The following is a 22,856-nucleotide window of genomic DNA, read 5'->3' as shown; positions in this document are numbered from 1 at the left end:
TGCGCCAACACCGCCCGATTGACCTTGATCGCCACAGCGGGATCATGCCATCCACCTGGCACGACACTCACCCGCTATCACGCACCAACTCGTAAACGCCCGGGACGGCCCCTGCTGAAGGGCGAGGGGCCTTGACCCCAAATCCTGGAAACGGATTATGCGGCTGATGTTGCTTCGGACGTTGTCTCGTAGGCGATCGGGCTGCGTTGTCCGAGGCGGGAGTGACGGCGTCGGGTTTTGTAACGGTTGAGCCAGCGGAACGCGTCGAGGCGGGCCTCGTGTTCGTTGGTCCAGGACATGCGGCCCTGAAACGTCTCGCATTTGAACGCCGCGTTGAAGGACTCGCCAAGCGCGTTGTCCGCGCTGGAGCCGATCGCGCTCATGGACTGGCGGACGCCGGCCCTGCCGCAGGCGTCGGCGAAGGCCCGGCTGGTGTGCTGGACCCCGTGGTCGGTGTGTATGACAGCCCCGGCGAGGCTGCCGCGGGTCCGTTCGGCAGCCTCGCCGGGGCGTCGGTGACGAGGTCCGTGCGCATCTGGTCCGCGATCACCAGCCGGCCAGGCAGCGCGAGGCCAGGTCGATGACGGTGGCCAAATACAGGAACTTCCGCTGCCCAGCGGGAGGCATCGCCGCCCGGCTCCCGGCCCCGGACTGGGTGATCGAACGTGGTCTGAACTGCGCCTCGCCGCCGGTCTCCGTCCATACCGGGCACTGCCGGATGTCCGGCAAGAGGGTCGAGGCCGTCGCCCAGGCGACCGCCCACCGGGCGCTCGCCGAGGGCGTGGCTACCTGCACACACTGCCGGCCGGACAGCGCGCTGGGTTTCGTCGACGGTCAGGCCGGCCGCGACACGCTCACGACACGATGCAGGTCTTCGATGACACCCTCCCCCTACTGCTGACCGTCACGGCAGCGCACCCGCAGAAGCTCTGAACCGCCATCGCAGCCACCGCCGTCAGGCACCTGCCCGGGCCTGCACACCCAACATTCAACCGCGCAGCAACATGCCCGAACGCTCGACTCAGCCAACAGCAAGCCAGCTGCTCACACGCGCACTCAGCGCTTAGTGTGGTAGCTGTCCCCCATGGTGGGCGTCATGCTGTGCTGGGCTAGCGCGTTAAAGGACCTCCGAGCGCGGTCGGCAGCCTGACGCCCCGCCTCCTCGATCAGCAGGCCGTCTGCATTCTCCGTCGACCCGTTGCCGCGCCGGAGCAAGACCCAGACGAGCGTGCCCACCGCGCCCGTAAGCAGGCCGAAAAACACAGCCATCGTCACCATTGCAAGCCTCCCCCGGAAGGTCCGGCCCGAGTCGTTCCCCTCGATCTCACCCTATCCGCTGGTGTTCAGTGGAAAACGCTCTAGAAGCTGATCAGTGAGGCTTCATACCTGGCAAGGAGTCCCAAAGGAACTCAAACAGACACACAGCCCGCTTCGGGAACCCCACCGGCCGCCCACCCGCCGACGAATGTCCAGCCGGTGTCACACGCTCACAACGCCTGCTTCCCGCCTCTTCCGGTGGGCGGCGCGCGTTGGTGGCGCTGACGGGCACGTCGGCCGCCATCGAGGCTCTCCGCCACCTGCGAGGCAGAACGGGCGCTCAGTCCGGGATGCCGGTACCCGACAGGGTGCCCTCAAGCACGTCGCGTAGTTGCGAGCGGGCGGTGATGCCCAGCCTGGGGAAGACCCGGTAGAGGTGAGAGGCGACCGTGCGCGGCGAGAGGAACAGCTTCTCCCCGATCTCACGGTTCGTCAGACCGCGGGCCGCCAGCTGCACGATCCGCTGCTGCTGGGGGCTGAGTCCGGTGAAGGCGCTGGGCACGACGTCGGTCGCCTCGATGCCCGCGGCGCGCAGTTCTGCCCGTGCCCGCTCGATCCACGGCCGCGCGCCCAGCCGCTGGAAGGTTTCCAGGGCGGCGCTCAGCAGTGGCCGGGCTTCGGCGATACGGCGCCGGCGCCGGAGCCATTCCCCGTAGTCGAGCCGTATCTGCGCCCGTTCGAAGGGCCACTGGTCACCCGCGGACCGTTCGAGCGCCGCCTGGAAGAACGGCTCCGCTCGCCCGGCATCCGCCAGCAGGGCGCGGCCCCGGTCGATCAGGGCGGCCAGGCGTGCCGACATGCCCGTACCGAGGTTCGTCGCGGCCCGCTCCAGCAGCTGCGCGGCCTGCTCCCGGTGCCCTCGGCGGACGGCCGCGGCCGCCAGTTCGGCCAGAACGGTGTAGGAAACGTGATAGTGGACCGGATCACCGTCGTCGGTGAACGCGGAGCGGAACTGCGCGTACGCGGTGTCGTGGTCGCCCTCGGCCACCGCGGCCATGCCCAGGGCCCGGCGTGCGAAGACCGCGACGGAACGGCTCTCCAGCGGATCGACGAGAGACAGGGCCCGCTCGGCGAGCCGGCGTGCGGTGGCCGGGTCACCGAGCAGCCCGGCCACCGTGGCGTCGAGTGCCTGCGCGCAGGCCTCGGCGTGGCCGAGTCCGGCCGCCTGTGCCATGGTCGTGATGTCGGCTGCCACCGAGCGGGCCTCGGCCCATCGGCCCTGCTCCAGGCGGGTCCAGCCGGCCGCGCAGGCCAGACCGTCCGGCAGCGGTCCGAGGGCCCGCCACTCGGAGAACGCCTCGTCGAACGTTCTGGCGGCCAGGGCGGTTTGGTCGACCAGCCAGGCGACGACGGCCAGCGCGGTCAGGCGCCGGGCGTCACCCCTGGCCCCGTCGATGAGCCCGGGCAGCGCCGGTGCGAGCGACGCTCCCGCGCCGCCGGGGTCCGAGACGGCCAGCACCCAGGCCCGCAGCGCCGCTCCGGCGGCATCGTCGGGAATACGGCGGAGCAGGCGCTGGATCTGCCGCTGCTGGGAGTCCTCGCCCGAGTAGTAACGGACCACCGCGGCCGCGGCCAGCGCGTCGAGTACGAGCGGTGACCGGGCGTCCGCCGCCTCGTCGGCGACCCGCATGAGCAGCGTGAAGGCTGCTGTGTGATGGGGGCCGAGAGCCATGAGCCGGCCGGTGGCCAGCCCGGCCCTGTTCAGCAGGGCGGGGTCGTCGGTGCACTCCCGGACCGCGGCGGCCAGGTGTTCCACCCAGCCGAGTTGACCGGTGAAGACGGCGGTGGCAGCGGCCTCGGTCAGCAGGCGCGCCCGGTCCGCACGGCGCGGGCTGAGCTGTGCGGCGCGCTCCAGGGCCGCGGCGGCGGCCGCGAAGCCGCCCCGGCGCCGAGCCCGGTCGGCCGTCTGCCGCAAGGCGGCCGACACTTCCCGGTCGGGGCGCACTGTCGCGGCGGCGAGGTGCCAGGCGCGGCGGTCGGGCTCCTCGCGCAGCAGCTCCGCGAGAGCGAGGTGTGCCCCGCGGCGTTCCTCGAACGACGCGGCATGGTAGACGGCGGAGCGGACGAGTGGATGGCGGAAGGAGATCCGGGCTCCGTCCTGGCGGACGAGGCCCGCGCGATCCGCAGGCTCCCACGCTTTGTCGTCCGCCTCGGGGAGTCCCACGGCGGTCGTCTGCGCGTCCGCCGCGTCGGCGGCCGCGAGGAGCAGCAGGACACGCCGGGTCGCCCCCGGCAGCTCCGCCGCGTGCCCCGCGAAGACGCGCTCCAGCCGGTCGGTGACCGGCAACGGGCCCGCCACGCCGCTGCCTTCGAGGTGCCAGCCCGCGGTCGCGTGGGCGAGTTCCACCAGAGCCAGCGGGTTGCCGGCCGCCTCCTCAAGAATCCGCACGCGGGCTCGGCCGGTGGGCGGCGTGGGCTGCCGGTCGAGCAGCCGGCCGGCCGCCTCGCCGTCGAGCGGGCCGAGTTCGAGGCGTTCGTATGCCTGGTCGAAGCCGGGCAGCGCGGCCGCCGTGCGCACTCCGATCAGCAGTGTCACGGGTTCGCTGTCCATACGTCGCGCCACGAAGGACAGAGCGTCCAGTGATCCGCGATCGGTCCACTGCGCGTCGTCGACCGCCACCAGCAGGGGAGCCGTCTCCGCCAGGTCCGACACCAGAGTCAGGACCGCCAGGCCGACGACCATCATGTCGGGGGCCTCGGCACACTCGTCGAGCCCCAGGACGGCACGAAGCGCGGCGCGCTGCCGCGACGGCAGGTTCCCGACCGCTCCGAAGACCGGGCGGAGCAGCTGATGAAGTCCGGCGAAGCCGAGACGCGCCTCGGATTCACTCCCCACCGCTCGCAGCACGCGGCCGCCCGCCCCGCGCACGTGCTCGGCCGCCAGGCCGAGCAGCGTGCTCTTCCCGGCACCGGGGTCACCGGTGACGATCAACACGTCGCTGCCGGACCGACGGGCGCCGACACGCCGGATGATTTCCGCGGTCTCGGTTTCCCGGCCCACCGGCGGCAGACCGTAGTCGCGTGCCGAGCGCCGGTCCCTGACAGGAATTTCATCGCTTTCCACCGACGCTCCAGAAAATCGAGACACCCCGGAATACTAGCGTGGAAGAAGTGAGGCGGAGCGGGCTCCGCCGTAGCGGCCGCGGTGAGCCGCCATGCACCCGTGCGTTCACAGCTGCACGCACAGCTGCACGCACGGGTGCACGCACAGCTGCACGCACGGGTGCAGTCACCTGACGGATACCGCCCCCACGGGTGCCGCCCGTACGGTTGAGTAAATGCCCCTCATTCCCAGGGAACACCATGGAACAGATCGTCCTCGGCAATATTTCCATCACCCGGGTTCGGGAATACTTCGGTTCCGTCGAAATGACGCCCGACGTCTTCTTCCCGGAAAGCTCGAAGGAAGCCTGGAGCGCCGGTACCCACTGGCTGTCCCCGCATTTCCTGGATTCCGGAACCAACATCGTGAACTCCGCGATCCAGACCTGGCTGCTGCGCAGCGAAGGCAGGACGATCCTGGTCGACACCGGCGTGGGCAACCACAAGGACCGTCCCTACGCCCCGGTCTGGAACCGCCTCGAAACGGACTTCCTGGCCAACCTCGCCCGAGCCGGCGTCCAGCCGGAGGACGTGGACCTCGTGATCAACACGCATCTCCACATCGACCACGTCGGCTGGAACACCTACCTGGACGGGCGGCACTGGGTGCCCACCTTCCCGAACGCCACCTACCTGATGCCGAAGGCCGACTTCGACTTCTGGAACCCGGAGAACGGGCACGAGCCACTGCTCGGCCGGGGCAACCAGAACGTCTTCGAGGACAGCGTGGCCCCGGTGCACCAGGCCGCCCGGGCACTGCTGTGGGAGCACAGCCACCAGATCGACGCGCACCTGCGCCTGGACAGCGCTCCCGGGCACACGCCGGGTTCCTCCGTCCTGACCCTCACCTCCGGGACGGACCGCGCGGTCTTCGTCGGCGACCTGGTGCACAGCCCGGTGCAGATCCTCGAACCGGACGCCAACAGCTGCTTCTGCGAGGACCCCGCCGCGGCCCGCGCCACCCGCCGCAAGGTGCTGGGCTGGGCGGCCGACCACAACGCCCTCGTGATCCCCGCCCACCTGGGCGGTCACGGCGCCGCCGAAGTCGTACGCGAGGCAGACGCCTTCGCCGTCAAGGGCTGGGCGCCCTTCACCCCGTACACCGAGCAGGACTGAAGTCGGCGGAAAGGCAGAAGAGATGAGCCACCACCCGGCACCCGTCGCACCCGTCGCACCCGTCGTGACCACCGCGCAGGGAGCCGTCCGTGGCCTGCGCCAGGACGACGGTACCGCCGCCTTCCGGAACATCCCGTACGCGGCTCCGCCCGCCGGCGCCGGCCGGTTCGCCCCGCCGCGGCCGCACGAGCCGTGGGACGGCGTACGGGATGCCACCGTGCCGGGCCCCAACGCGCCGCAGTCCGAACGCAGGCTCGGCAGTATCGACATGGCCCCCTACTTCGGCACCGGCTGGAGCCGCGGCGAGGACCATCTCACCGTCGACGTCCTCACCCCCGCCGTCGCGGACGGCGCACTGCCCGTCATGGTGTTCGTGCACGGCGGCGGATTCGTCGCCGGCTCGACGCGGTCCGCGATGTACGACGGTTCCGCCTTCGCTCGTGACGGCGTGGTCCTCGTCACGCTCAACTACCGGCTCGGCATCGCCGGTTTCCTCGACCTTCCCGGGGCACCCGCCAACCGCGGGCTGCTCGACGTCGTCGCCGCACTGCGCTGGGTGCGGGAGAACATCACCGCGTTCGGCGGCGACCCGGACAACGTCACGCTCTTCGGTCAGTCGGCCGGGGCCACCATCGTCGGCGGCGTCCTCGCCACCAAAGAGGCCACGGGCCTGTTCCGCAGGGCGATCGTGCAGAGCGGCTGCGGCCTGGGCGCGTTCACCAGGGAGCAGGCGGCCCGTGTCACGGCCGCGGCCGCCGCCGTGCTGGGCATCGAGCCGCACGCGGACGCCTTCGCGCACCTGTCCGACGAGCGTCTTGTGGAGGCCGCCACCAAGCTCACGGGCATCGACCTGCGGACCGCCACCCACTTCGACCCGCTGATCGGCCTCAGCCCCTTCAGCCTGGTGCTGGACACCCAGCCCGCCGCAGCCGTCGCCACCGGGCTCGGCTCCGGCATCGACCTGCTCATCGGGACCAACTCCGAAGAGGGCCTGCTCTACCTCGTCCCGGTGGGCACGTACGCTTCCTCGACCGCCGAGGACGTCGACGACACCGCGGCGGTCTCGCACCCCGACCCGGCGCGGCTCGTCGCGACCTACCGCACGACACGTCCCGCGGCCTCCTCCGGTGAACTGCGTTCCGCCATCATGGGCGACGCGCTGTTCGGCGCGGGCAGCCGGGCCCTGGCCGACGCCCATGCCGCCCACCCCGGAACCGCGACCTACGCCTACGAGTTCGCCTGGCGCTCACCCGCCCTGGACGGTGCGCTCGGCGCCACGCACACGGTCGAGCTGCCCTTCGTCTTCGCTCTCACACACCTGCCGCAACTGCACGGTCCCACCGCCCTCCTCGGCCCCGGCAGGCCCCCGGCCGATCTCGCCGCCCGCGTGCACGAGACCTGGATCAGGTTCGCCGCCACGGGCGACCCCGGCTGGGACCCGTACGACACTGAACGCCGGGCCACCATGCGCATCGACACCGAGTGGACCCAGGTCGACGACCCTCACGGCACGGAACGACAGGCCTGGAGCTGACGCCCGGTCCCGCCTGCGGGGGCAAGCCGGGCGCGCCCCCCCCGAACAGCTGATCAGAACGTCGGTGGCCCCGCCTCGACGCGGCGGAGCACGGGGAGCAGACGATCCAGGTCGGGGCCGGTCTGAACCTGCCGCTCGTCCCACCAGGTGGCGCCGGCGTCGTACAGCGGACCGATCACGTCCTTGGCCTTGGCCGAGTCCAGGGGTGTGGCACCTCCGAGGACGAATTCGAAGGGGCGCTCGGCTCCGGCCGAACGCTGCTCGCGCACATAACCGACCAGTTCCCGGACCTCCGCCGCGTCCGGCGCATGACCGTGCCGGGCCGTCTCGAACAGCGGCACCGCGCCGTCCCACCGTGCCGCCCGCCGCATGGGCGCACGGCGCGGCCAGAATCCGCCGATCCACACGGGCGGGCCGGGCTGCTGCACGGTGCCGGGCACCATCGTCACCTCCCGGGCCTCGAAGTGCTCACCGAGGTGGGTCACGGGCTCGCCGGTCCAGAAGCGCCGCAACAGCTCCAGCCCCTCGTCCAGCCGCTCGGCGAGGACACGCGGCTCGGCGGTGTCGCCGAAGCTGCGGTATTCGTCCTCGACCGGACCGCCCAGGCCGGCGGCGAAGATCACCCGCCCGCCGCTGAGGTGGTCCAAGGTGGCCACCTGGCGGGCCAGTTGCTGCGGCCGGTAACGGGGGACCGGCGTCAGGAGAGTGCCCAGCCGGATGCGGGAGGTGGCCAGCGCGGCCGCGGTCAGCAGCATCCAGGCGTCTCCGAAGGGGCGCCCCTGGTGCTGCCGGTGCAGTACGTGGTCCCAGACGAAGAGCCCGTCCCAGCCGGCCTGCTCCGCGGCAGCCGCCACGGCCGCGACGTTACGGGCGTCCGCGAAGTCGCCGAAGTTGGGGATGTTGACGGAGAAGCGCATCCCAGAAGGATGCGCAGCCGCACCGCGCAGGGGCAAGCGAATTGGGCATCCAGCCAGGTCCCGACCGGCCACAGACAGGCGCGGCGCGGCACCACATCACTCAGCGGAACCGGTACGCGTTCCGCGGTGCGCGCGGCCCGCCACCGCACTGTGGGCCGCGGGAAGCCTTGAACGGTGGGACCGGCTCAGAGGCAGATCACGATCTTCCCCCGCGTGTGTCCGCGCTCGGCGTATGCGTGCGCTTCCGCGATCCGTTCGATGGAGTAGGTCCGTTCGATACGTGGTGTGTAGCGGCCTTGCCTGCCGAGTTCGCCCGCCTCGGACAGGAGCGAGGAGTCGTTCGCCGCGTTGGCCACATGCACACCCAGGCGGTGCCCGTCGGCGTGGTCGGCGACCGTCGACACCCGGGCGGGGTCGCCCACGATCGCGACGAGATCGGCCAGGGACCCGGAGGCCGCGGTGTCGAGCGTGATGTCGACACCGCCGGGAGCCAGGCCGGCGAGGCGCTCCGCGAGGCCCGGGCCGTACGTGGTGGGAACGGCCCCGAGAGAGGCGACGAACTCGTGGTTGCGCTCGCCGGCCGTCCCGAGCACGGTGGCGCGCTGCACGTTCCGGCTCGGCGGGCGACGGGTCCACCCTGCAGGCAGGGGCCGCACGGGATCCGGGCCAGTCGGCCGGATCGAGGGGCGCGGTGATCCAGGCGGCGACTCATGCACGCACAGTCGGCGACGCCGCACCGCTACACGGTGGGGCGTCCGCAGCGCCGTACCACCTTTCGCGGGCACGAGCGGTGAGGGACCGCCTTCCGAACGCGGCGGGACGTCCCGCACCCGCCCGTCTGCACGTGCTGCACGGGGCGGCGGGGACAGCCGCCGGTCCGGCGGCGACACGCTCTTCCACCACGGCCCCTTCGGGCTGCTGGAAGGCCCTGACCGAGGTGTTCCCCGACTGTGCCTACGCCGCCTGCCTGGTACGACATCGAAGTCCGCGTCCCTGCCGGGACCCGCGCCGGGCTGTGGTCGACGCGGGCGGGATCGACGCCGCCCGCGCCTGAACGGTCGGACCCTGCGCGCCACGAAAGATACGAAGGAAAGGGCTGCGGCGGTGCCGTACTGTCCCATGACGCCGTGACGCGTGTGGGTGCCGGTGTTTTCGCGCTCGGCGGTCAGGACGGCTGGACTTGGTCGAAGTGGGCGAGGGCTTCGGCGGGGTCCGGGCTCACGAGGCGTTCCAGGCCGGCCGTTGTGATCTTCGCCCATCTGCCGGCTCGTGCCCACATGCGCTCCTCGAAGGCGCGGACGGCCTCGTCCAGATCTCCGGAGCCGGTGGCGATGGACTCGGCGAGTTCAGCGCCTTCCAGCATCGCGAGGTTCGCGCCCGCTCCCAGTGGGGGCATCAGATGGGCGGCGTCGCCCAGGAGCGTCACCCCGGGGACGTGGGTCCAGGTGTGGGAGACGGGCAGGACGTAGAAGGGGCGGTGGACGAAAGCGGTGCCGTGTCGGAGGAGGTCGAGGACGGGAGCGGCCCAGCCGTCGAACAGAGCCAGCAGGCTCGATCGCACGGCCTCGACGTCGGCCGGGTCCAGGTTCGTGTGCCAGTCCAGCGGCGCGCGGAACTTGGCGTACACCTTGACGTGACCGCCGTTGTTGCGCTGGGCGACGAGGGAGCGGTTCACGCCGTACACGGCCATGGATCCGTCGCCGATCAGCCGGGCGAGGTCGGGGTGGCGGGTGTCGACGTCGTCGAGGGAGGTCTCGACCGAGGTGACGCCGGTGTAGTGCGGCGTCACCGACGAGACCGCCGGGCGGATCCGGGACCAGGCGCCGTCCGCGCCGATCACGAGGTCGTACGTCTCCTGTCGCCCGTCCGCGAAATGGACCAGTACGCCGTCCCGGGTCCCCGGCACCACCTGCGTCACGCTCCGGCCCCACTGGACGTCGAGAGGGCCGAGCAGCAGGTCACGGAGCTGCCCGCGGTCGATCTCGGGATTGGCCCGGTCATCTGGACGAGGGCGCCAGTCGCGCAGGACGGTCCCGTCCGCGTCCAGGACGCGCATGGCCTGCGCCTCGGGGCGGGACAGTGCCTGGAACTCCGCCAGCAGCCCCGCCTTGTCCAGCGCGAGCTGGCCCAGGCCCTCGTGCAGGTCCAGCGTGCCGCCCGGGGGCCGGGCGTCGGGGGCGGGATCGCGTTCCAGGACGGCGACGGGGTGATCATGGCGGTGCAGGACACGGGCGAAGGCGAGGCCGCCCGGGCCGCCCCCGACCACTGCGATGCGTTGTCTCATGGCGATACACTGTATTTTCATAATGCGATGTATCGCAAGAGTACGATGTCACCATGACTGTGTGGGACCGCCCGGAGCCGCCGGCTCGCCCCGTGCCGCTCGACCGGGAGCGGATCGTCGCCGCCGCCGTCGCGCTGGCCGACGAGGGTGGCCTGGAGGCGGTGTCGTTACGCAAGGTCGCCGCCCGGCTGAACGCCGGTCCGATGCGGCTGTACGGATACATCTCCACCAAGGAGGAACTGTTCGACCTCATGGTGGACGAGGTCCAGGCCGAGATCCTCCCCGAGGAGCGGCCCGGTGACTGGCGCGAGGCGCTGCGCGTCCTCGCCCACCGCACCAGGCAGGCCGCTCTCCGTCACGAATGGCTGGCCGACCTGCTCGGCGGCCGCCCTTCCCTGGGCCCGAACGGCCTCGCCGTGACCGAGGCCAAACTGGCGGCTCTCGACGGCCTCGCCGACGTCGACACCGTCATGCGTGCCGTGGAGACCGTCAGCGCCTACGTCACCGGCGCGATCAGGCGCGAGATCGCGAACCTGCGGGCCGAGCGCGCCACGGGCCTGTCCAAGCGCGAATGGCAGCGTGCCTCCGGCCCGCATGTGACGAGGATGCTGGCCACAGGCCGCTTCCCGGCGCTGGCCAAGGCCGTGCACGACGGCACGGACGTGGACACCGAGGCATCCTTCGCGACCGGCCTGGACTGGGTCCTCGACGCCGTGGCCGCCAAACTCCCCCGGCCTTGATCGTTCGACGCTCAGCACGCACAGCACGCACAGCACGCACAGCACGCACAGCACGCACACGAGGCCGCGCAGCACGCACACGGGGCCGCGCAGCGCGGCCCGGTCATCCGCCGGCAGCCGCCCCGGGCGGCGGTGGCGCCGCGGTGGACGTGGTGGCAGCGGCGACGGCACGCACGTGCTCTACTGCACGGTGGCCGTGCCGCGCAGCCCCACGCCGCGCAGGCCCCGGCCGTAGCAGGAGTTGACGCTCGTGGTGGGCGCCGTCCGGCCGGTGATGTGCCGGCCGGTCATCGGGCCCGAGGTGATCCGGCCGCTGAGGAACGAGTCGAGCGGCGTGTAGCCGCCCACGCCGGCCGCGGTGGGGGAGACGGCCGAGCGCCCCACGACTCGCCCGGTGCGCCCCGCCCGTGAGTACCAGGTGACGGTGGCCGAGCCGCGCACGCCGGCCACCCGCGAGCAGGTGGCCCGGCCGCTGCCGCGCACGGTCAGCCGGCCCGAACGGATGTTCTTCCAGCGGCCGTCGGGGGACGTGCACCCGTTCAGCTCGACGGTGCCGCGTGCCGTGACGGTGCGCGGGCCGGCGGACACCGCGGGGGAGAAGGTGACCGGCGAGGCGGTGCGCAGCGAGCAGCGCAGGGTGGCCGCCGCCGCGCGGGCCGAGGGCGCGGTGTCCGGGGAGGCGGTGGCCGCCGGGCCGGTGAGGCCCACCGCCAGCAGGGCGACGGCGGCCGCCAGCAGGGTGCGGGCCGGGCGGCGTTCGCCACGGGTTCCACGAGTCATCGACGTGCTCCTTCGAAGCGTCGTACGGACGGGAACATCTGCGACATCTGCTTGATCCCGATAGGCCGGAAGCTAGTTGGTTTGTTGTGCTGTCACCACATTGCATGGGGTTTCGTCACTTGTTCGGCCCAGGGATCGTTGGGGGACGGCAGGGCCGCGCCGATCCGCCGACGCCGTCCCCGGCACCGAGAAGGGGCCTCCATGCCACAGCGAGAGCGAACCCAGCCGTCAGCCCGTGTCCCGTCACCCCGTGTCCCGTCCGACCGCGCAGCGCGGTCCGACGCTCTTGTCCGCCGACTCGTCGCCCGGCCCTGGCGGGTGGTGTGCGCGGCGGTCGTGACCGGGCTGCTGTGCGTGCTCGCCGCCGCCGGTGGCATGGGCTCCTTCTCCAGCGGCGGCTACATCGCCTCCGGTACCGAAGCCGTCCGCGCCGAGGCCGAGTTGGCCCGCCGCTTCGACGCCCCGGTGCCCGATGTCGTCCTGCTGGTGCGATTTCCGGGACCGGCCACCGGCCAGGGGGCCGCCGCGCTCGGGCGGGCCCTGACCCACGATGCGGCGAGCCGCCCCGGCGTGCGCGAGGCCCTGTCGTACTGGACGACGGGGCAGGAGCGGCTGCTGTCCGGCGACCACCGCTCGGCGCTGATCACCCTGGATCTGCGCGGCGACGAGAACCAGGCCGCGCGCACCGCCGCCACGCTCGTCCCGTACCTGACCCGGCACCGGCCGGGAGCGGAGGTCAGCGCTACCGGGACGGCTTGGGTCATGGCCCAGGCCACCCGGCTCAGCCGGACGGAACTTGTCCGCGCGGAACTGCTCGGCGCCCCCCTGACGGCCCTGGTGCTGCTGTTCGCGTTCGGCTCGGTGGCCGCGGCCCTGCTGCCGGTGCTGATCGGCGCGCTGGCGGTGGCCGGGACCTTCGCCGTGCTGCGGGTCGTCCTGCTGTTCATGCCGGTGTCGGTGTTCGCGGCCAACGTGACCACCGCGCTCGGTTTCGGACTGGCCGTGGATTACGCCCTGTTCGTCGTCACCCGCTACCGCGAGGAACGCAGGACGCACGCCGACGCCACCGAGTGCGTCGTACTCGCCCTGCGCACGGTGGGGCGGTGCGTGCGCTACTCGGCGGCCACCGTCGTGCTGTGCCTGAGCACGCTGCTGCTGTTCCCCGTCGGGTTCCTGCGCTCGCTCACGGTGGCCGGGGTGAGTGTGGTGGTGTGCGCCGCGCTGGCCACCGTCCTGGTGCTGCCCGCCCTGCTCGCGCTGCTGGGGGACCGCCTCCTGGGCGACGACCTGTTCGCCCGGCTGCGGCGCGGGCCCACCGACGGCGCGGCGCTCTGGTCGCGGATCGCCCGGGCCGCCACCGCACGGCCTCTGACGGCCGCCCTCGGTGCGGTCGTCCTCCTGGCGGCCCTGGCGCTGCCGTTTGCGCACGTACGGTTCGGCGCCACCGACGAGCGGGTGCTGCCCGCCGCCACCGAGTCGCACGCCACCGCGCGGCGCGTCGAGGCGGAGTTCGACCTGCCCTGGAACCGCACGCTCGCCGTCCTCCTGCCCCACGTCGACGCGCTGGAGCAGGCGGACCGGCTCGACGCGTACGCGACCCGGGTGTCCGCGCTCGGCGATGTGCGGGAGGTCGTCACCGGCACCGGCACCTACCGCGAGGGCCGCCAGGTCGAACCGGCCGGGCCCGGCTCGCTGCCGTTCGTCGCCGAGGGCGCCAGCTGGCTGGCCGTCCTGCCCGCGCGCGGACCGGCACACGACCGCGCCCTCGTGGAACGGGTGCGGGCGCTGCCCGCGCCGGGCGGCGAAGTCCGCGTCGCCGGGCGCCCCGCCCGTGTCCTGGACACCCAGGACGCCGTCCTCGGCGCCCTGCCTCTCGCGGGCGTTCTGATCGTCGCCGGCGTGCTCCTCCTGCTCTTCCTGTTCACCGGTTCGGTCCTCATTCCGCTCAAGACGGTGCTGACCGGCGTGGTGAGCCTGGGGGCCTCGTTCGGAGCGATGGTGTGGGTGTTCCAGGACGGCCATCTGCGGGGCCTGCTCGGGCACTTCACCGTCACCGGGGAACTGGAGACGTCGGTGCCGGTGCTGATGTTCGCCGTGACGTTCGCCCTGTCCGTCGACTACGAACTCTTCCTGGTCTCCCGGATCGAGGAGGGCTACCGGCGGCACGGCGACCACCGCGCCGCCGTGCTCGGCGCCGTCACCTCCACCGGCCGGGTGATCACCGCGGCGGCGGCTGTGGTCGCGGTGGCACTGCTGCCACTGGCCGGTTCCGGCATCACACTGCTCAAACTCATGGGCTGCGGCCTGGCGCTGGCCGTCCTGGTCGACGCGACCGTGGTGCGCGGCATCCTGGTCCCGGCCCTGATGGTCCTCACCGGAACGGCCAACTGGTGGGCGCCGCGCGTACTGGTACGGCTGCGCGGGCGGCTGGGCCTGGACACCTGGCACCGAGCCGCGGCCTCGGCCCCCTCGGCACCGGCCCCCTCGTCACCAACCCCCTCGGCACCGGCACCCTCATCGCCGCACGCATCCGCGCCCGAAAAGCCTGAAAAGCCTGAAAAGGCGGACACCGTCGGACAGACGCACTCCGTTCCGCCGAACAGGTGATTCACGCCCCGATCCCGCGGCACCGCGCGTGCCCGGGGCGCAAGGCCGTCGTTTAAGGCAGCGTCCCGGCTCGGCGGTCACGTGCTGCGCCGCCTTACCGCCCGGTCGCGCCCCCGCACTCGATGCCGTGAAGCGAGGTACACCGGTCATGACCGAACCCGACCGCCGTATGGCACACGACCCGCTGGCCGTCATCGGCCTGGGCGGCATGTTCCCCGGAGCGGACGACCTGCGGGGATTCTGGCGCGCGGTGGTGGCCGGCCGCGACTGCACCGGTGAGGTACCCGCCGCCTGGTGGGACATCGAGGAGCACTACGACCCGGACATGTTCGCCCCCGACAAGGTCTACGCCCGGCGCGGCGGCTTCCTCGCCCCCCAGCGGTTCGACCCGCTCGCCTTCGGGATGCCGCCGCGCAGCGTGGACTCCGTGGGCCTGGTGCAACTGCTCAGCCTGCGCGTCGCCCAGGACGCGCTGCGCGACGCCGCCCACGGACGCGACCGGTGGCACGACCCCGCCCGCACCGGCGTCGTCCTGGGCGTGTGCGGCGTCAACTCCACCCTCATCCCGCTCGCCGCCCGGCTCTGGGCCGGGCACATGCGCGATGTCGCACTGCGCCGCGGCCTGCCCCCGGCCGACACCGACGCCCTCATCGGCGACTTCCTGCGCACCCTGCCCGAGTGGACCGAGGACTCCTTCCCCGGCACCCTCGGCAACATCGTCTCCGGCCGCATCGCCAACCGCTTCGACCTGGGCGCGGCCAACCACACCGTGGACGCCGCCTGCGCCAGCTCCCTGGCCGCCGTCCGCGCCGCCGCCGACGAACTCCTCGCCCGCCGCGCCGATGTGATGATCACCGGCGGCGCCGACGCCGACAACGGCCTGCTGACCTTCATGTGCTTCAGCAAGACCCCGGCGCTGTCCCCGAGCAGCCGGGTGCGCCCCTTCGACGCCGACAGCGACGGCACCCTCCTCGGCGAGGGCCTGGGCATGCTGGTCCTGAAGCGGCTCGCCGACGCCGAACGCGACGGCGACCGCGTCTACGCCGTCCTGCGCGGCCTGGGCAGCTCCAGCGACGGACGCGCCAAGAGCATCTACGCCCCTTGCGGGCAGGGCCAGTTGCGCGCCCTGCACGCCGCCTACGACGACGCCGACTGCCCCCCGCACAGCGTCGGCCTCATCGAGGCCCACGGCACCGGCACCCCAGCCGGGGACAGCGTGGAGATCGAGGCGCTCGACTCCCTCGTGTCGTGCGGCGCGCGCCCCGCCAGCGTCGCGATCGGCAGCGTCAAGTCCCAAGTGGGGCACACCAAGGCGGCGGCGGGCGCGGCCGGGCTCATCAAGGCGGTGCTCGCCCTGCACCACAAGGTGCTGCCGCCCACCATCGGCGTCACCACCCCCGCCCCCGCCCTGGCCCGCGCCGACACCCCCCTCTACCTCAGCACCCGCGCCCGGCCCTGGATCCGCGACCCCGAGCGGCCGGTCCGCCGGGCCGGTGTCTCCGCGTTCGGCTTCGGCGGCGTCAACTACCACGCCGTACTCGAGGAACACCTGCCCGGTGCCTCGCCGCCCGCCCGGGCCGCCCACGAGCTGCCCGCCGCCCACCTGTGGCACGCGCCCACCCCGCGACTCCTGCTCGCCAAGCTGACGTCCGGCGCGCCGGCCGACCCGGCACCCGCCCCCGCCGGGCACGCCCGCATCGGCTTCGTCTGCCCCCCGGACGGCCGCTACGGCGACCTGCTCGACGCGGCCGTACGGCGCCTGCGTGCCGAACCCGGGCAGGAGGAGTGGGAGCATCCGGACGGCATCCACTACCGGCGCCGCGCGCTCACCGGAGACCTCCGCGTCGCCGCCCTGTTCGCCGGGCAGGGCAGCCAGTACGTCGGTATGGGCGCCGCCGCGGCCCTCGCCGTGCCGGCGGTACGCCGCGCCTTCGACGACGCCAACTCCCTCAGCGAGGGCGGCGACACCCTCGCTGACACCGTCTTCCCGCCGCCCACCGCCGAACGCGAGCGCGCCGCCGAGGACCGCCTGCGCCGCCCCGACCACGCCCAACTGGCTGTGGGCGCGCTGTCCTTGGGACAGTGGGACTTCATGTCCGAGCTGGGCCTCGCCCCGTGCGCCGTCCTCGGCCACAGCTTCGGCGAGGTCACCGCCCTGCACGCCGCCGGCGTCCTGGACCGCGCCGGATTCCTCACCCTGGCCCACGCCCGCGGCACCGCCCTCGCCGCGACCGCGGCCGACGGCTCCGACGCCGGTGCCATGGCCGCCGTGCACACGGGCCCGGAGCGGGTACGGGACCTGCTTCACGGCCATCCCGAGGTGCGGGTGGCCAACGCCAACGCGCCCGACGAGCAGGTGGTGGCCGGGCCCACCCCCGCCGTCGAGGCATTCCTGGACGACTGCCGTGCCGCCGGCGTCGGGACGCTGCGCCTGCCGGTGGCCGCCGCTTTCCACACCCCGCTCGTCGCCCCCGCCCGCGCGCCCTTCGCCGCCGCCTGCGCCGCGACCCCGTTCGCCGCCCCCGCCGTCGCCGTCCACGCCGGTGCCGAGGGGGCGCGGTACGGCGGCGGCGCCGACGCCGACCGTGCGACCCTGGTGGACCAGCTCACCGCGCCCGTCGACTTCGCGGCCCGCCTGCGGGAACTGCATGAGGACGGCGTCGGGGTGTTCGTGGAGTTCGGGCCCCGGAACATCCTCGCCGGACTGGTCCGGCGCACCCTCGCCGGCCGGCCCGTGCGGGTCGTCTCCTGCGACGCGGCCGACCGCACCGGCGACTCGGCGGCCGCCCTGAAGTCCGCGGCCCTGCGCCTGGCCGTGCTCGGCCTGCCCCTGACCGGCATCAACCGCCACGACGCACCGCCGCCCCCGGCACCGGACCCCGCGTCCACGGTGACCCGCACCCTGGACGGCCCCAACTTCGCCTTCCAGGCAAGCCGGGAAGCCGCCCGTGCGGCACTGCCGTCCCCGGCACCCTCGGCCACCGGGCCGGTCGCACCGCCGTCCCCGCTCCCGGCGGCGCGACCAGCGCCCTTCCAGCAGCATCCGGTCCCGCCGACGCCCGGCACCCACGCCGCGCTCGCGGAGGCGACGGCCGCGCATCTGGACGCCCATGTCCGCTTCCTGGACGGCCAGTTGCACATCGCGCAGGAGCTGACCCGGCTGCTGGACACCGCGACCCACGGGGGCGGCGGGGCCGCGCCGCTCATCGAGGCCGTCCAGGCCCTCACCCGGCACGGCCTGGCCATCGGGGAGGCCCACACCCGGGCGGGCGAAGTGGTCACCGCCCTGCTCACACCGGCCACCGGCGACCTCACGACCTCGCGCACCCTCCCGCCCGTGCCCGTGCCCGTGCCCGTGCCCGACGTCGTACCGGAGGCACCCACCGTCCCCGGGACACCACCCACCGTCTCCGTCCCGGCGGGCCGCCGACCGGCCGACGGCGACCGGGTCGCCCCCGGTGACCGCGGCGACCGCTGGGCGGCCGTACGCTCCCTGCGCGACGGCACCGGAGCAGCGGAACCCTCGGTCGCCGCCCAGGCCCCCGTCGACCTGGACGACCTCGACCCGGCCGAGGTCGAGCGGACGTTCCTGGAGATCATCGCCGAACGCACCGGCTACGACGCACAGCAGCTCCAACCCGACCTGTACATCCAGGAAGACCTGGGCATCGACTCGCTCAAACAGGTGGAGATCGCCTCCGCGATCTGGCAGCGCTACCCGGTCATCAGCCGGGAGCAGCTGTTCGCGTTCAGCTCTGCGCGCACGGTCGGCGAACTGAGCCAGAAATTCCGTTCGGTCCTGGACGACAACGGCACCAGCGCCCTCACCTGGGGCGTCGGACCGGAGCACAGCGGGCCGCCCCCGGCCGTACGCACCTACGTCACCTTGCGCCCGCTGCCCGCACCCGACACCTGCGACACCCTCTTCCCCGTCGACCGCCGTGCGCTGCTCGTCGACGGCGGCGGGGCCCTCGCGGCGACGCTCGGCGGCGCGCTGCGCACCGCCGGCTGGCAGGTACGCCACCTCGGCCTGCCCGGCACCGTGCCCCCGGACGGCGGGCACGTGCTGGCCGACTGGAGCGAAGCGGCCCTCGCCGCCGGGCTGCACGCCGTCACCGGCCCGGATGGGCCGCCGCATCTGGTCCTCCAGCCGGTCGACCGGGACGCGGACACCACCCCGGACACCCTCATCGCCCGGCTCCAGCACAGCGTGCTCCTCGCCAAGCACGTCTGCCCGGACCTGGAAGAGACCGCCCGCACCGGCAGCCGGGCCGCCTTCCTCACCGTCACCCGGCTCGACGGCGCCCTGGGACACCGAGGCTCCGGCGGCGATCCGGTCGCGGCGCTCGCCGGCGGCCTGGCCGGACTGGTCAAGACCGTGGCGCTGGAGGCCCCCACGCTGTTCTGCCGCGCCCTCGACCTCGACCCCGCCCTCACCGGCCCGCAGGCCGCCGACATCTTCCTCGCGGAACTGACCGACACCGCGACCGACGTACGGGAGAGTGGCTACGACCGGTCCGGACGCCGTACCACGGCCCTCGCCACCCAACCGGACGCGAGCGTCCTGCCGCAGGACCCGGCCGCCCCCGGCCTGACCGAGGACGACACCCTGCTCGTGTCCGGCGGGGCCTGCGGGATCACCGCCTGGTGCGTCCGAGCCCTCGCCCGGACCCACCGCTGCGGTTTCGTCCTCCTGGGCCGTACCGTCCTGCCGCCCGCGTCGCCGGGCACCGCGAGCGGCCCGGACGCGCGGACGACGGAGATCACCCACCTCCTGGCCGAACTGCGCGCCGACGGCGTCACCGTCGACTACGTCAGCGCCGACCTCCTCGACCCCGGCGCCGTCGCGAAGGCCCTCGCCCCGCACGCCCCACGCATCACCGGACTCGTCCACGCGGCCGGTGTCCTCGGCGACAAGCCGCTGCGCGAAAAGACACCGGAGGCCGTGGCCCGCGTCGTGGGCACCAAACTCACCGGCCTGCACCACCTCATGGGCGTACTCGACCAGGACCGGCTGCGCCATCTGATGGTCTTCTCCTCGATCGCCGGCTACTGGGGCAACATCCGCCAGTCCGACTACGCGCTGGCCAACGAATCCCTGGTCCGCTACGCCTGCGCCGTCAAGGCCGCCCGGCCCGCCACCCGGGTCACTCCGCTGGTCTGGGGCCCCTGGAACGGGGGGATGGCCACCCCCATGGCCGGCATCTTCCGTGACCAGGGCATGCCCGTCCTCACCCGCGAGGAGGGCTGCGGCCAGCTGCTCGACCTCACCCGGACGGCTCCCGGCGTGGACGCCGCGGCGATGATCGGCCCCACCACCGCCCCCGTCCGGCGCACCGACCGCCTGGCGGACACCGTCCGCGCCACCCGTTCGCTGCACGGCGCGCACCACGAACCCGTCCTGCGCGACCACAGCTTCGGCGGCACCCCGCTGCTGCCCCTGACCGCCGCCGTCGGCTGGGGCCTGAACGTCCTCGAACGCGCCCTCGGCGGCCACACCCGCATCCGTACCTGTCACGACTTCCGGGTGCGCCGCGGCCTCTTCTTCGACGGCAGCCAGCCCGACCGGGCCACCGCGGTTGCCGTCCGGCAGGAGCACGGCATGGGCGCCCACCTCACCATCGAGGCCGCGGACGGCCCGCCGGCCCTCTATTACGAGGGCGGCTACACCTGGAGCGCCGAACCCCCGGCCACGCCGGCCCCCGTCGCCCTGCCCGCGGGCCGGATCGACGGCCCACCCCACCCCGCCTACGAGGAGGGCTTCTTCTTCCATGGCCCCGCCCTCACCGGTCTGCGCGACGTCCTGTCCGACACCCCCGACCGGCTCGTCCTCGGCGCCCGGATGCCGGCCCCCAGCCTGTCCGCCGGTGCCTTCGCCACCCCGCTGTTCGATCCCGGCCTGAGCGACCTGCTGCTCCAGGCCGCGGCACTGCTGATGCGCTCCCACCACCACCGGGCCTGCGCCCCGGTCAGCGTCCGCAGCGTGGAACTGTTCGCTCCGCTGCCCGACGACGCCCCCTTCCTCGTCGTCGCCGACCTGGAGGGCATCACCCCGGTGGACGCCCGCTGCACCGTGACGGCCTGCACACCGGGCGGTGACGTCCTCCAGCGCTGGAGCGGAGTGACCCTCGTCAACCTCACCCCGGACGAGATGCTGTCCCGCCTCCGGGCCGCCACGACGCCATCGGCTCCGCCGGACGGTGACACGGCGCCCCGGCCCTCACACGCGCCGTCCAGGACCACCCGGGCGCACCGCGCCCCCGGTTCCCCGGCACCACCGGCCTCACCCCGGCCCCGGCTCCGGCCCGCGGATTCCCCGCCTCCGGTGACGGTGCCCCCGGCCGCCTGCCCGGCCGATGCCCCGGTACCGGCGCCGACCCCCGCCGTCCCCGCCTCCGCCGTCCCGGACGGGCCCGCCAACCCGGAAGGCGCACCCTGTGTCTGAACTGATCTTCGACGGCACACCGCTGCACACTCTGCTCACCCAGGACACCACACCGATGACCGCCGCTCCTGCACTCGCCGATTCCGCCCCCACCGCTCCCGCTCCTGCCGTTCCGGCCTCCATCCGGGTCACCCCGGCCGGCTCGCCGCCTCGCGCTCCCGCCGTCCTGCTCTCCGAGCAGATCCAGCAAGCCCACGCGGCCGTGCTGGCCGCCCATCACGCCATCGCCCGCCACCAAGTACGCCTGGCGCAAGTACGCCTGGCGGAAGAAAGCGTTGGCACAGGACGCGCCCGGTGACCGCGCCGCAGAGCCCGGCAGAGCTGCGGGCCGTCCTCGACGCCCTGGACCGCCCCTGCTACGTCACCGGCCCGCCGCACGCACCCCGGCTGACCCACGACCGGCCCACCGCGGCGCGCCCTCTGCTCGCCTACGCCCCACCGCTTCCGGTCGAGCGGCTCGGCGCCCCCGCCTTCCGTGCCCACCACGGCGTGGCCGCCGCGTACATGGCCGGAGCCATGGCCGTAGGCATCGCCTCCGTCGATCTGGTGTCGGCCCTGGCCCGCGCCGGACACCTCGCCTCCTTCGGCGCCGCGGGGCTGGCGCCTGACCGGCTGGACGACGCCCTGGCCGAGCTGCGCCGACGCCTGGACGACCGGCCGTACGCCTGCAACCTCATCCACAGCCCCGGCGCGCCCCAGCTGGAGCGGCACTGTGTCGACCTGTGCCTGCGCCACGGTGTGCGCTGCGTGGAGGCGTCCGCCTTCGTGCAGCTCACCCCGGACCTGCTGCGCTACCGGCTCAGCGGGCTGCGCCGGGGCCCGGACGGGTCGGTGGTCGCCGGAAACCGCCTGATCGCCAAGGTCTCCCGCCCGGAGACCGCCCGGCTCTTCCTGCGCCCCGCGCCCGCGGCCCTGGTGGCGGAACTGACCCGGGCCGGGCGCATCGGCGCCGAACAGGCCGCCCTGGCGGACCGGGTACCGGTCGCCGACGACGTCACCGTGGAGGCCGACTCCGGCGGCCACACCGATCGCAGGCCACTGACCGTGATCGTGCCCCTGATCGCCGCCCTGCGCGACGACCTCGCGCTGCCGGGCCGCGCACCGGTACGTATCGGGGCCGCCGGTGGCATCGGCACGCCGTACGCGGTCGCGGCGGCCTTCGCCGCGGGCGCCGACTACGTCGTGACCGGCTCGGTCAACCAGGCGTGCGTCGAGGCGGGCACCTCCCCCGAGGCCAAGCAGCTGCTGGCCGAGGCCGGACCCACCGACGTGGCCATGGCCCCGGCCGCGGACCTGTTCGAGCAGGGCGGCACCGTCCAGGTCCTCACCCGGGGCACGCGGTTCGCCCAGCACGCCGGCTACCTCTACCGCCTCTACCGCGACCACGACGGCCTCGACACGCTGCCCGCCCATCAGGTGCGCCGCCTGGAGACCACCGTCCTGGGCCGGCCGCTGACCGAAGTGTGGCAAGAGACCGCGGCGTTCCTGCGCACCCGGGCCCCGCACGAACTGACCCGCGCGGACGGGGACGCGAAGCACCGGATGGCGCTGGTCTTCCGCTGGTATCTCGCCATGTCCTCACGCCGGGCCACCCGGGGCGGGACGGACGACGCCGCGCACTGGCAGATCTGGTGCGGCCCCGCCATGGGCGCCTTCAACGCCTGGACCGCCGGCACCCCTCTGGCCGACCCACGGCACCGCCACGCCGCCATTGTCGCCGCCCGCCTGCTGCACGGCGCGGCCTTCCTCACCCGCGTCCACGCCCTGCGCGCGACCGGCCTCACCCTGCCCACCGAAGCCACCCGCTGCCACCCATCGCCTGGTGCCCGCCTTGAGCGAGGCACCAGGATGTCCGGGTCTGCAAGGTGATCTCTTCTCGGACGCGGACGCGCCCACGTGGCTGACCGACCAACTCGGTCTCCTCGCTGATGGCGCCGTCACCACAGCGGCCATCTTCGGGTCTCCGGAGGGACAGCCTGCCCCTGCCCCTGCCCCTGCTCGGCTCGGAACGAGG

14 protein-coding genes and 2 pseudogenes are annotated in these 22,856 nt (G+C 73.5%); 8 read left to right on the top strand and 8 right to left on the bottom strand.

Going from position 1 to position 22,856, the window contains the following annotated elements; genetic code table 11:
* Window positions 1–155: 155 nt before the first annotated feature.
* On the bottom strand, window positions 156–383 hold the full coding sequence (locus tag ABZ858_RS36100; RefSeq protein WP_361388896.1) for an integrase core domain-containing protein: 228 nt from the start codon (window positions 381–383) through the stop codon (window positions 156–158).
* A gap of 197 nt (window positions 384–580) precedes the next feature.
* Here ABZ858_RS36100 and ABZ858_RS36095 point away from each other — a divergent pair, with 197 nt between their 5' ends.
* Window positions 581–901: a DUF6233 domain-containing protein gene (locus tag ABZ858_RS36095; RefSeq protein ID WP_361388893.1), complete on the top strand. Its 321-nt coding sequence runs from the start codon at window positions 581–583 to the stop codon at window positions 899–901.
* Between the two features lie 155 nt (window positions 902–1,056).
* Here ABZ858_RS36095 and ABZ858_RS36090 read toward each other — a convergent pair whose 3' ends face one another.
* Both ABZ858_RS36090 and ABZ858_RS36085 read right to left on the bottom strand, forming a co-directional pair.
* Window positions 1,057–1,278 (bottom strand): hypothetical protein, encoded by a 222-nt coding sequence (locus ABZ858_RS36090; RefSeq protein WP_361388890.1) that lies wholly within the window; start codon window positions 1,276–1,278, stop codon window positions 1,057–1,059.
* A gap of 319 nt (window positions 1,279–1,597) precedes the next feature.
* On the bottom strand, window positions 1,598–4,366 hold the full coding sequence (locus ABZ858_RS36085; RefSeq protein ID WP_361388899.1) for an AAA family ATPase: 2,769 nt from the start codon (window positions 4,364–4,366) through the stop codon (window positions 1,598–1,600).
* A 254-nt stretch (window positions 4,367–4,620) separates the two neighbouring features.
* Between ABZ858_RS36085 and ABZ858_RS36080 the strand changes: the two genes are divergently transcribed.
* Entirely contained in the window at window positions 4,621–5,535 is a 915-nt protein-coding gene (locus ABZ858_RS36080) for an MBL fold metallo-hydrolase (protein ID WP_361388887.1), read from the top strand.
* A gap of 22 nt (window positions 5,536–5,557) precedes the next feature.
* Window positions 5,558–7,069: a carboxylesterase family protein gene (locus ABZ858_RS36075; protein WP_361388884.1), complete on the top strand. Its 1,512-nt coding sequence runs from the start codon at window positions 5,558–5,560 to the stop codon at window positions 7,067–7,069.
* Window positions 7,070–7,122: 53 nt separating this feature from the next.
* Here the strand turns inward: ABZ858_RS36075 and ABZ858_RS36070 are convergent, their stop codons facing one another.
* The 3 genes and pseudogenes from ABZ858_RS36070 to ABZ858_RS36060 form a co-directional block, all read right to left on the bottom strand.
* Entirely contained in the window at window positions 7,123–7,986 is an 864-nt protein-coding gene (locus ABZ858_RS36070; protein ID WP_361388881.1) for an LLM class flavin-dependent oxidoreductase, read from the bottom strand.
* Window positions 7,987–8,171: 185 nt separating this feature from the next.
* A pseudogene (locus ABZ858_RS36065) lies at window positions 8,172–8,585 on the bottom strand (zinc-binding dehydrogenase); the annotation flags it as partial.
* A 566-nt stretch (window positions 8,586–9,151) separates the two neighbouring features.
* On the bottom strand, window positions 9,152–10,270 hold the full coding sequence (locus tag ABZ858_RS36060) for an NAD(P)/FAD-dependent oxidoreductase (RefSeq protein ID WP_361388878.1): 1,119 nt from the start codon (window positions 10,268–10,270) through the stop codon (window positions 9,152–9,154).
* Between the two features lie 53 nt (window positions 10,271–10,323).
* Here ABZ858_RS36060 and ABZ858_RS36055 point away from each other — a divergent pair, with 53 nt between their 5' ends.
* Window positions 10,324–11,010, top strand: coding sequence for a TetR/AcrR family transcriptional regulator C-terminal domain-containing protein (locus tag ABZ858_RS36055; RefSeq protein WP_361388875.1), 687 nt, complete (start codon window positions 10,324–10,326; stop codon window positions 11,008–11,010).
* Between the two features lie 66 nt (window positions 11,011–11,076).
* On the opposite strand, the pseudogene ABZ858_RS36050 reads toward ABZ858_RS36055, so the two are convergent.
* Together ABZ858_RS36050 and ABZ858_RS36045 are read right to left on the bottom strand one after the other, a co-directional pair.
* Window positions 11,077–11,181, bottom strand: a pseudogene (locus ABZ858_RS36050) (IS5/IS1182 family transposase); the annotation flags it as partial.
* Window positions 11,182–11,190: 9 nt separating this feature from the next.
* Window positions 11,191–11,790 (bottom strand): hypothetical protein, encoded by a 600-nt coding sequence (locus tag ABZ858_RS36045; RefSeq protein ID WP_361388872.1) that lies wholly within the window; start codon window positions 11,788–11,790, stop codon window positions 11,191–11,193.
* Window positions 11,791–12,126: 336 nt separating this feature from the next.
* Here ABZ858_RS36045 and ABZ858_RS36040 point away from each other — a divergent pair, with 336 nt between their 5' ends.
* From ABZ858_RS36040 to ABZ858_RS36025, 4 genes are all read left to right on the top strand, one after another.
* Window positions 12,127–14,397 (top strand): MMPL family transporter, encoded by a 2,271-nt coding sequence (locus tag ABZ858_RS36040; protein ID WP_361388869.1) that lies wholly within the window; start codon window positions 12,127–12,129, stop codon window positions 14,395–14,397.
* Window positions 14,398–14,545: 148 nt separating this feature from the next.
* On the top strand, window positions 14,546–20,842 hold the full coding sequence (locus tag ABZ858_RS36035; RefSeq protein ID WP_361388866.1) for a beta-ketoacyl synthase N-terminal-like domain-containing protein: 6,297 nt from the start codon (window positions 14,546–14,548) through the stop codon (window positions 20,840–20,842).
* A complete protein-coding gene (locus ABZ858_RS36030) occupies window positions 20,835–21,140 on the top strand; it encodes a hypothetical protein (RefSeq protein WP_361388863.1) in 306 nt (101 codons plus the stop codon). Before ABZ858_RS36035 ends, ABZ858_RS36030 begins: the two co-directional genes overlap by 8 nt.
* Window positions 21,137–22,711 carry a PfaD family polyunsaturated fatty acid/polyketide biosynthesis protein gene (locus ABZ858_RS36025; RefSeq protein WP_361388860.1) on the top strand — a complete coding sequence of 525 codons (1,575 nt, stop codon included), beginning with the start codon at window positions 21,137–21,139 and terminating at the stop codon, window positions 22,709–22,711. The genes ABZ858_RS36030 and ABZ858_RS36025 overlap by 4 nt, the downstream gene beginning before the upstream one ends.
* Window positions 22,712–22,856: the final 145 nt, after the last annotated feature.

Origin of the sequence: Streptomyces sp. NPDC047017, from assembly GCF_040644175.1 — a bacterium.
Classification (GTDB): Bacteria; Actinomycetota; Actinomycetes; order Streptomycetales; family Streptomycetaceae; genus Streptomyces.
Note: the sequence above shows the minus strand (reverse complement) of the source record. Positions and strands in the feature narration are given on the sequence as shown.

What these genes read in the sequence shown, in the direction of transcription:
- ABZ858_RS36100 (WP_361388896.1), bottom strand. Translation starts at nt 383, where the DNA reads ATGAGCGCGATCGGCTCCAGCGCGGACAACGCGCTTGGCGAGTCCTTC.
- ABZ858_RS36095 (WP_361388893.1), top strand. Translation starts at nt 581, where the DNA reads ATGACGGTGGCCAAATACAGGAACTTCCGCTGCCCAGCGGGAGGCATC.
- ABZ858_RS36090 (WP_361388890.1), bottom strand. Translation starts at nt 1,278, where the DNA reads ATGGTGACGATGGCTGTGTTTTTCGGCCTGCTTACGGGCGCGGTGGGC.
- ABZ858_RS36080 (WP_361388887.1), top strand. Translation starts at nt 4,621, where the DNA reads ATGGAACAGATCGTCCTCGGCAATATTTCCATCACCCGGGTTCGGGAA.
- ABZ858_RS36075 (WP_361388884.1), top strand. Translation starts at nt 5,558, where the DNA reads ATGAGCCACCACCCGGCACCCGTCGCACCCGTCGCACCCGTCGTGACC.
- ABZ858_RS36070 (WP_361388881.1), bottom strand. Translation starts at nt 7,986, where the DNA reads ATGCGCTTCTCCGTCAACATCCCCAACTTCGGCGACTTCGCGGACGCC.
- ABZ858_RS36060 (WP_361388878.1), bottom strand. Translation starts at nt 10,270, where the DNA reads ATGAGACAACGCATCGCAGTGGTCGGGGGCGGCCCGGGCGGCCTCGCC.
- ABZ858_RS36055 (WP_361388875.1), top strand. Translation starts at nt 10,324, where the DNA reads ATGACTGTGTGGGACCGCCCGGAGCCGCCGGCTCGCCCCGTGCCGCTC.
- ABZ858_RS36045 (WP_361388872.1), bottom strand. Translation starts at nt 11,790, where the DNA reads ATGACTCGTGGAACCCGTGGCGAACGCCGCCCGGCCCGCACCCTGCTG.
- ABZ858_RS36035 (WP_361388866.1), top strand. Translation starts at nt 14,546, where the DNA reads ATGACCGAACCCGACCGCCGTATGGCACACGACCCGCTGGCCGTCATC.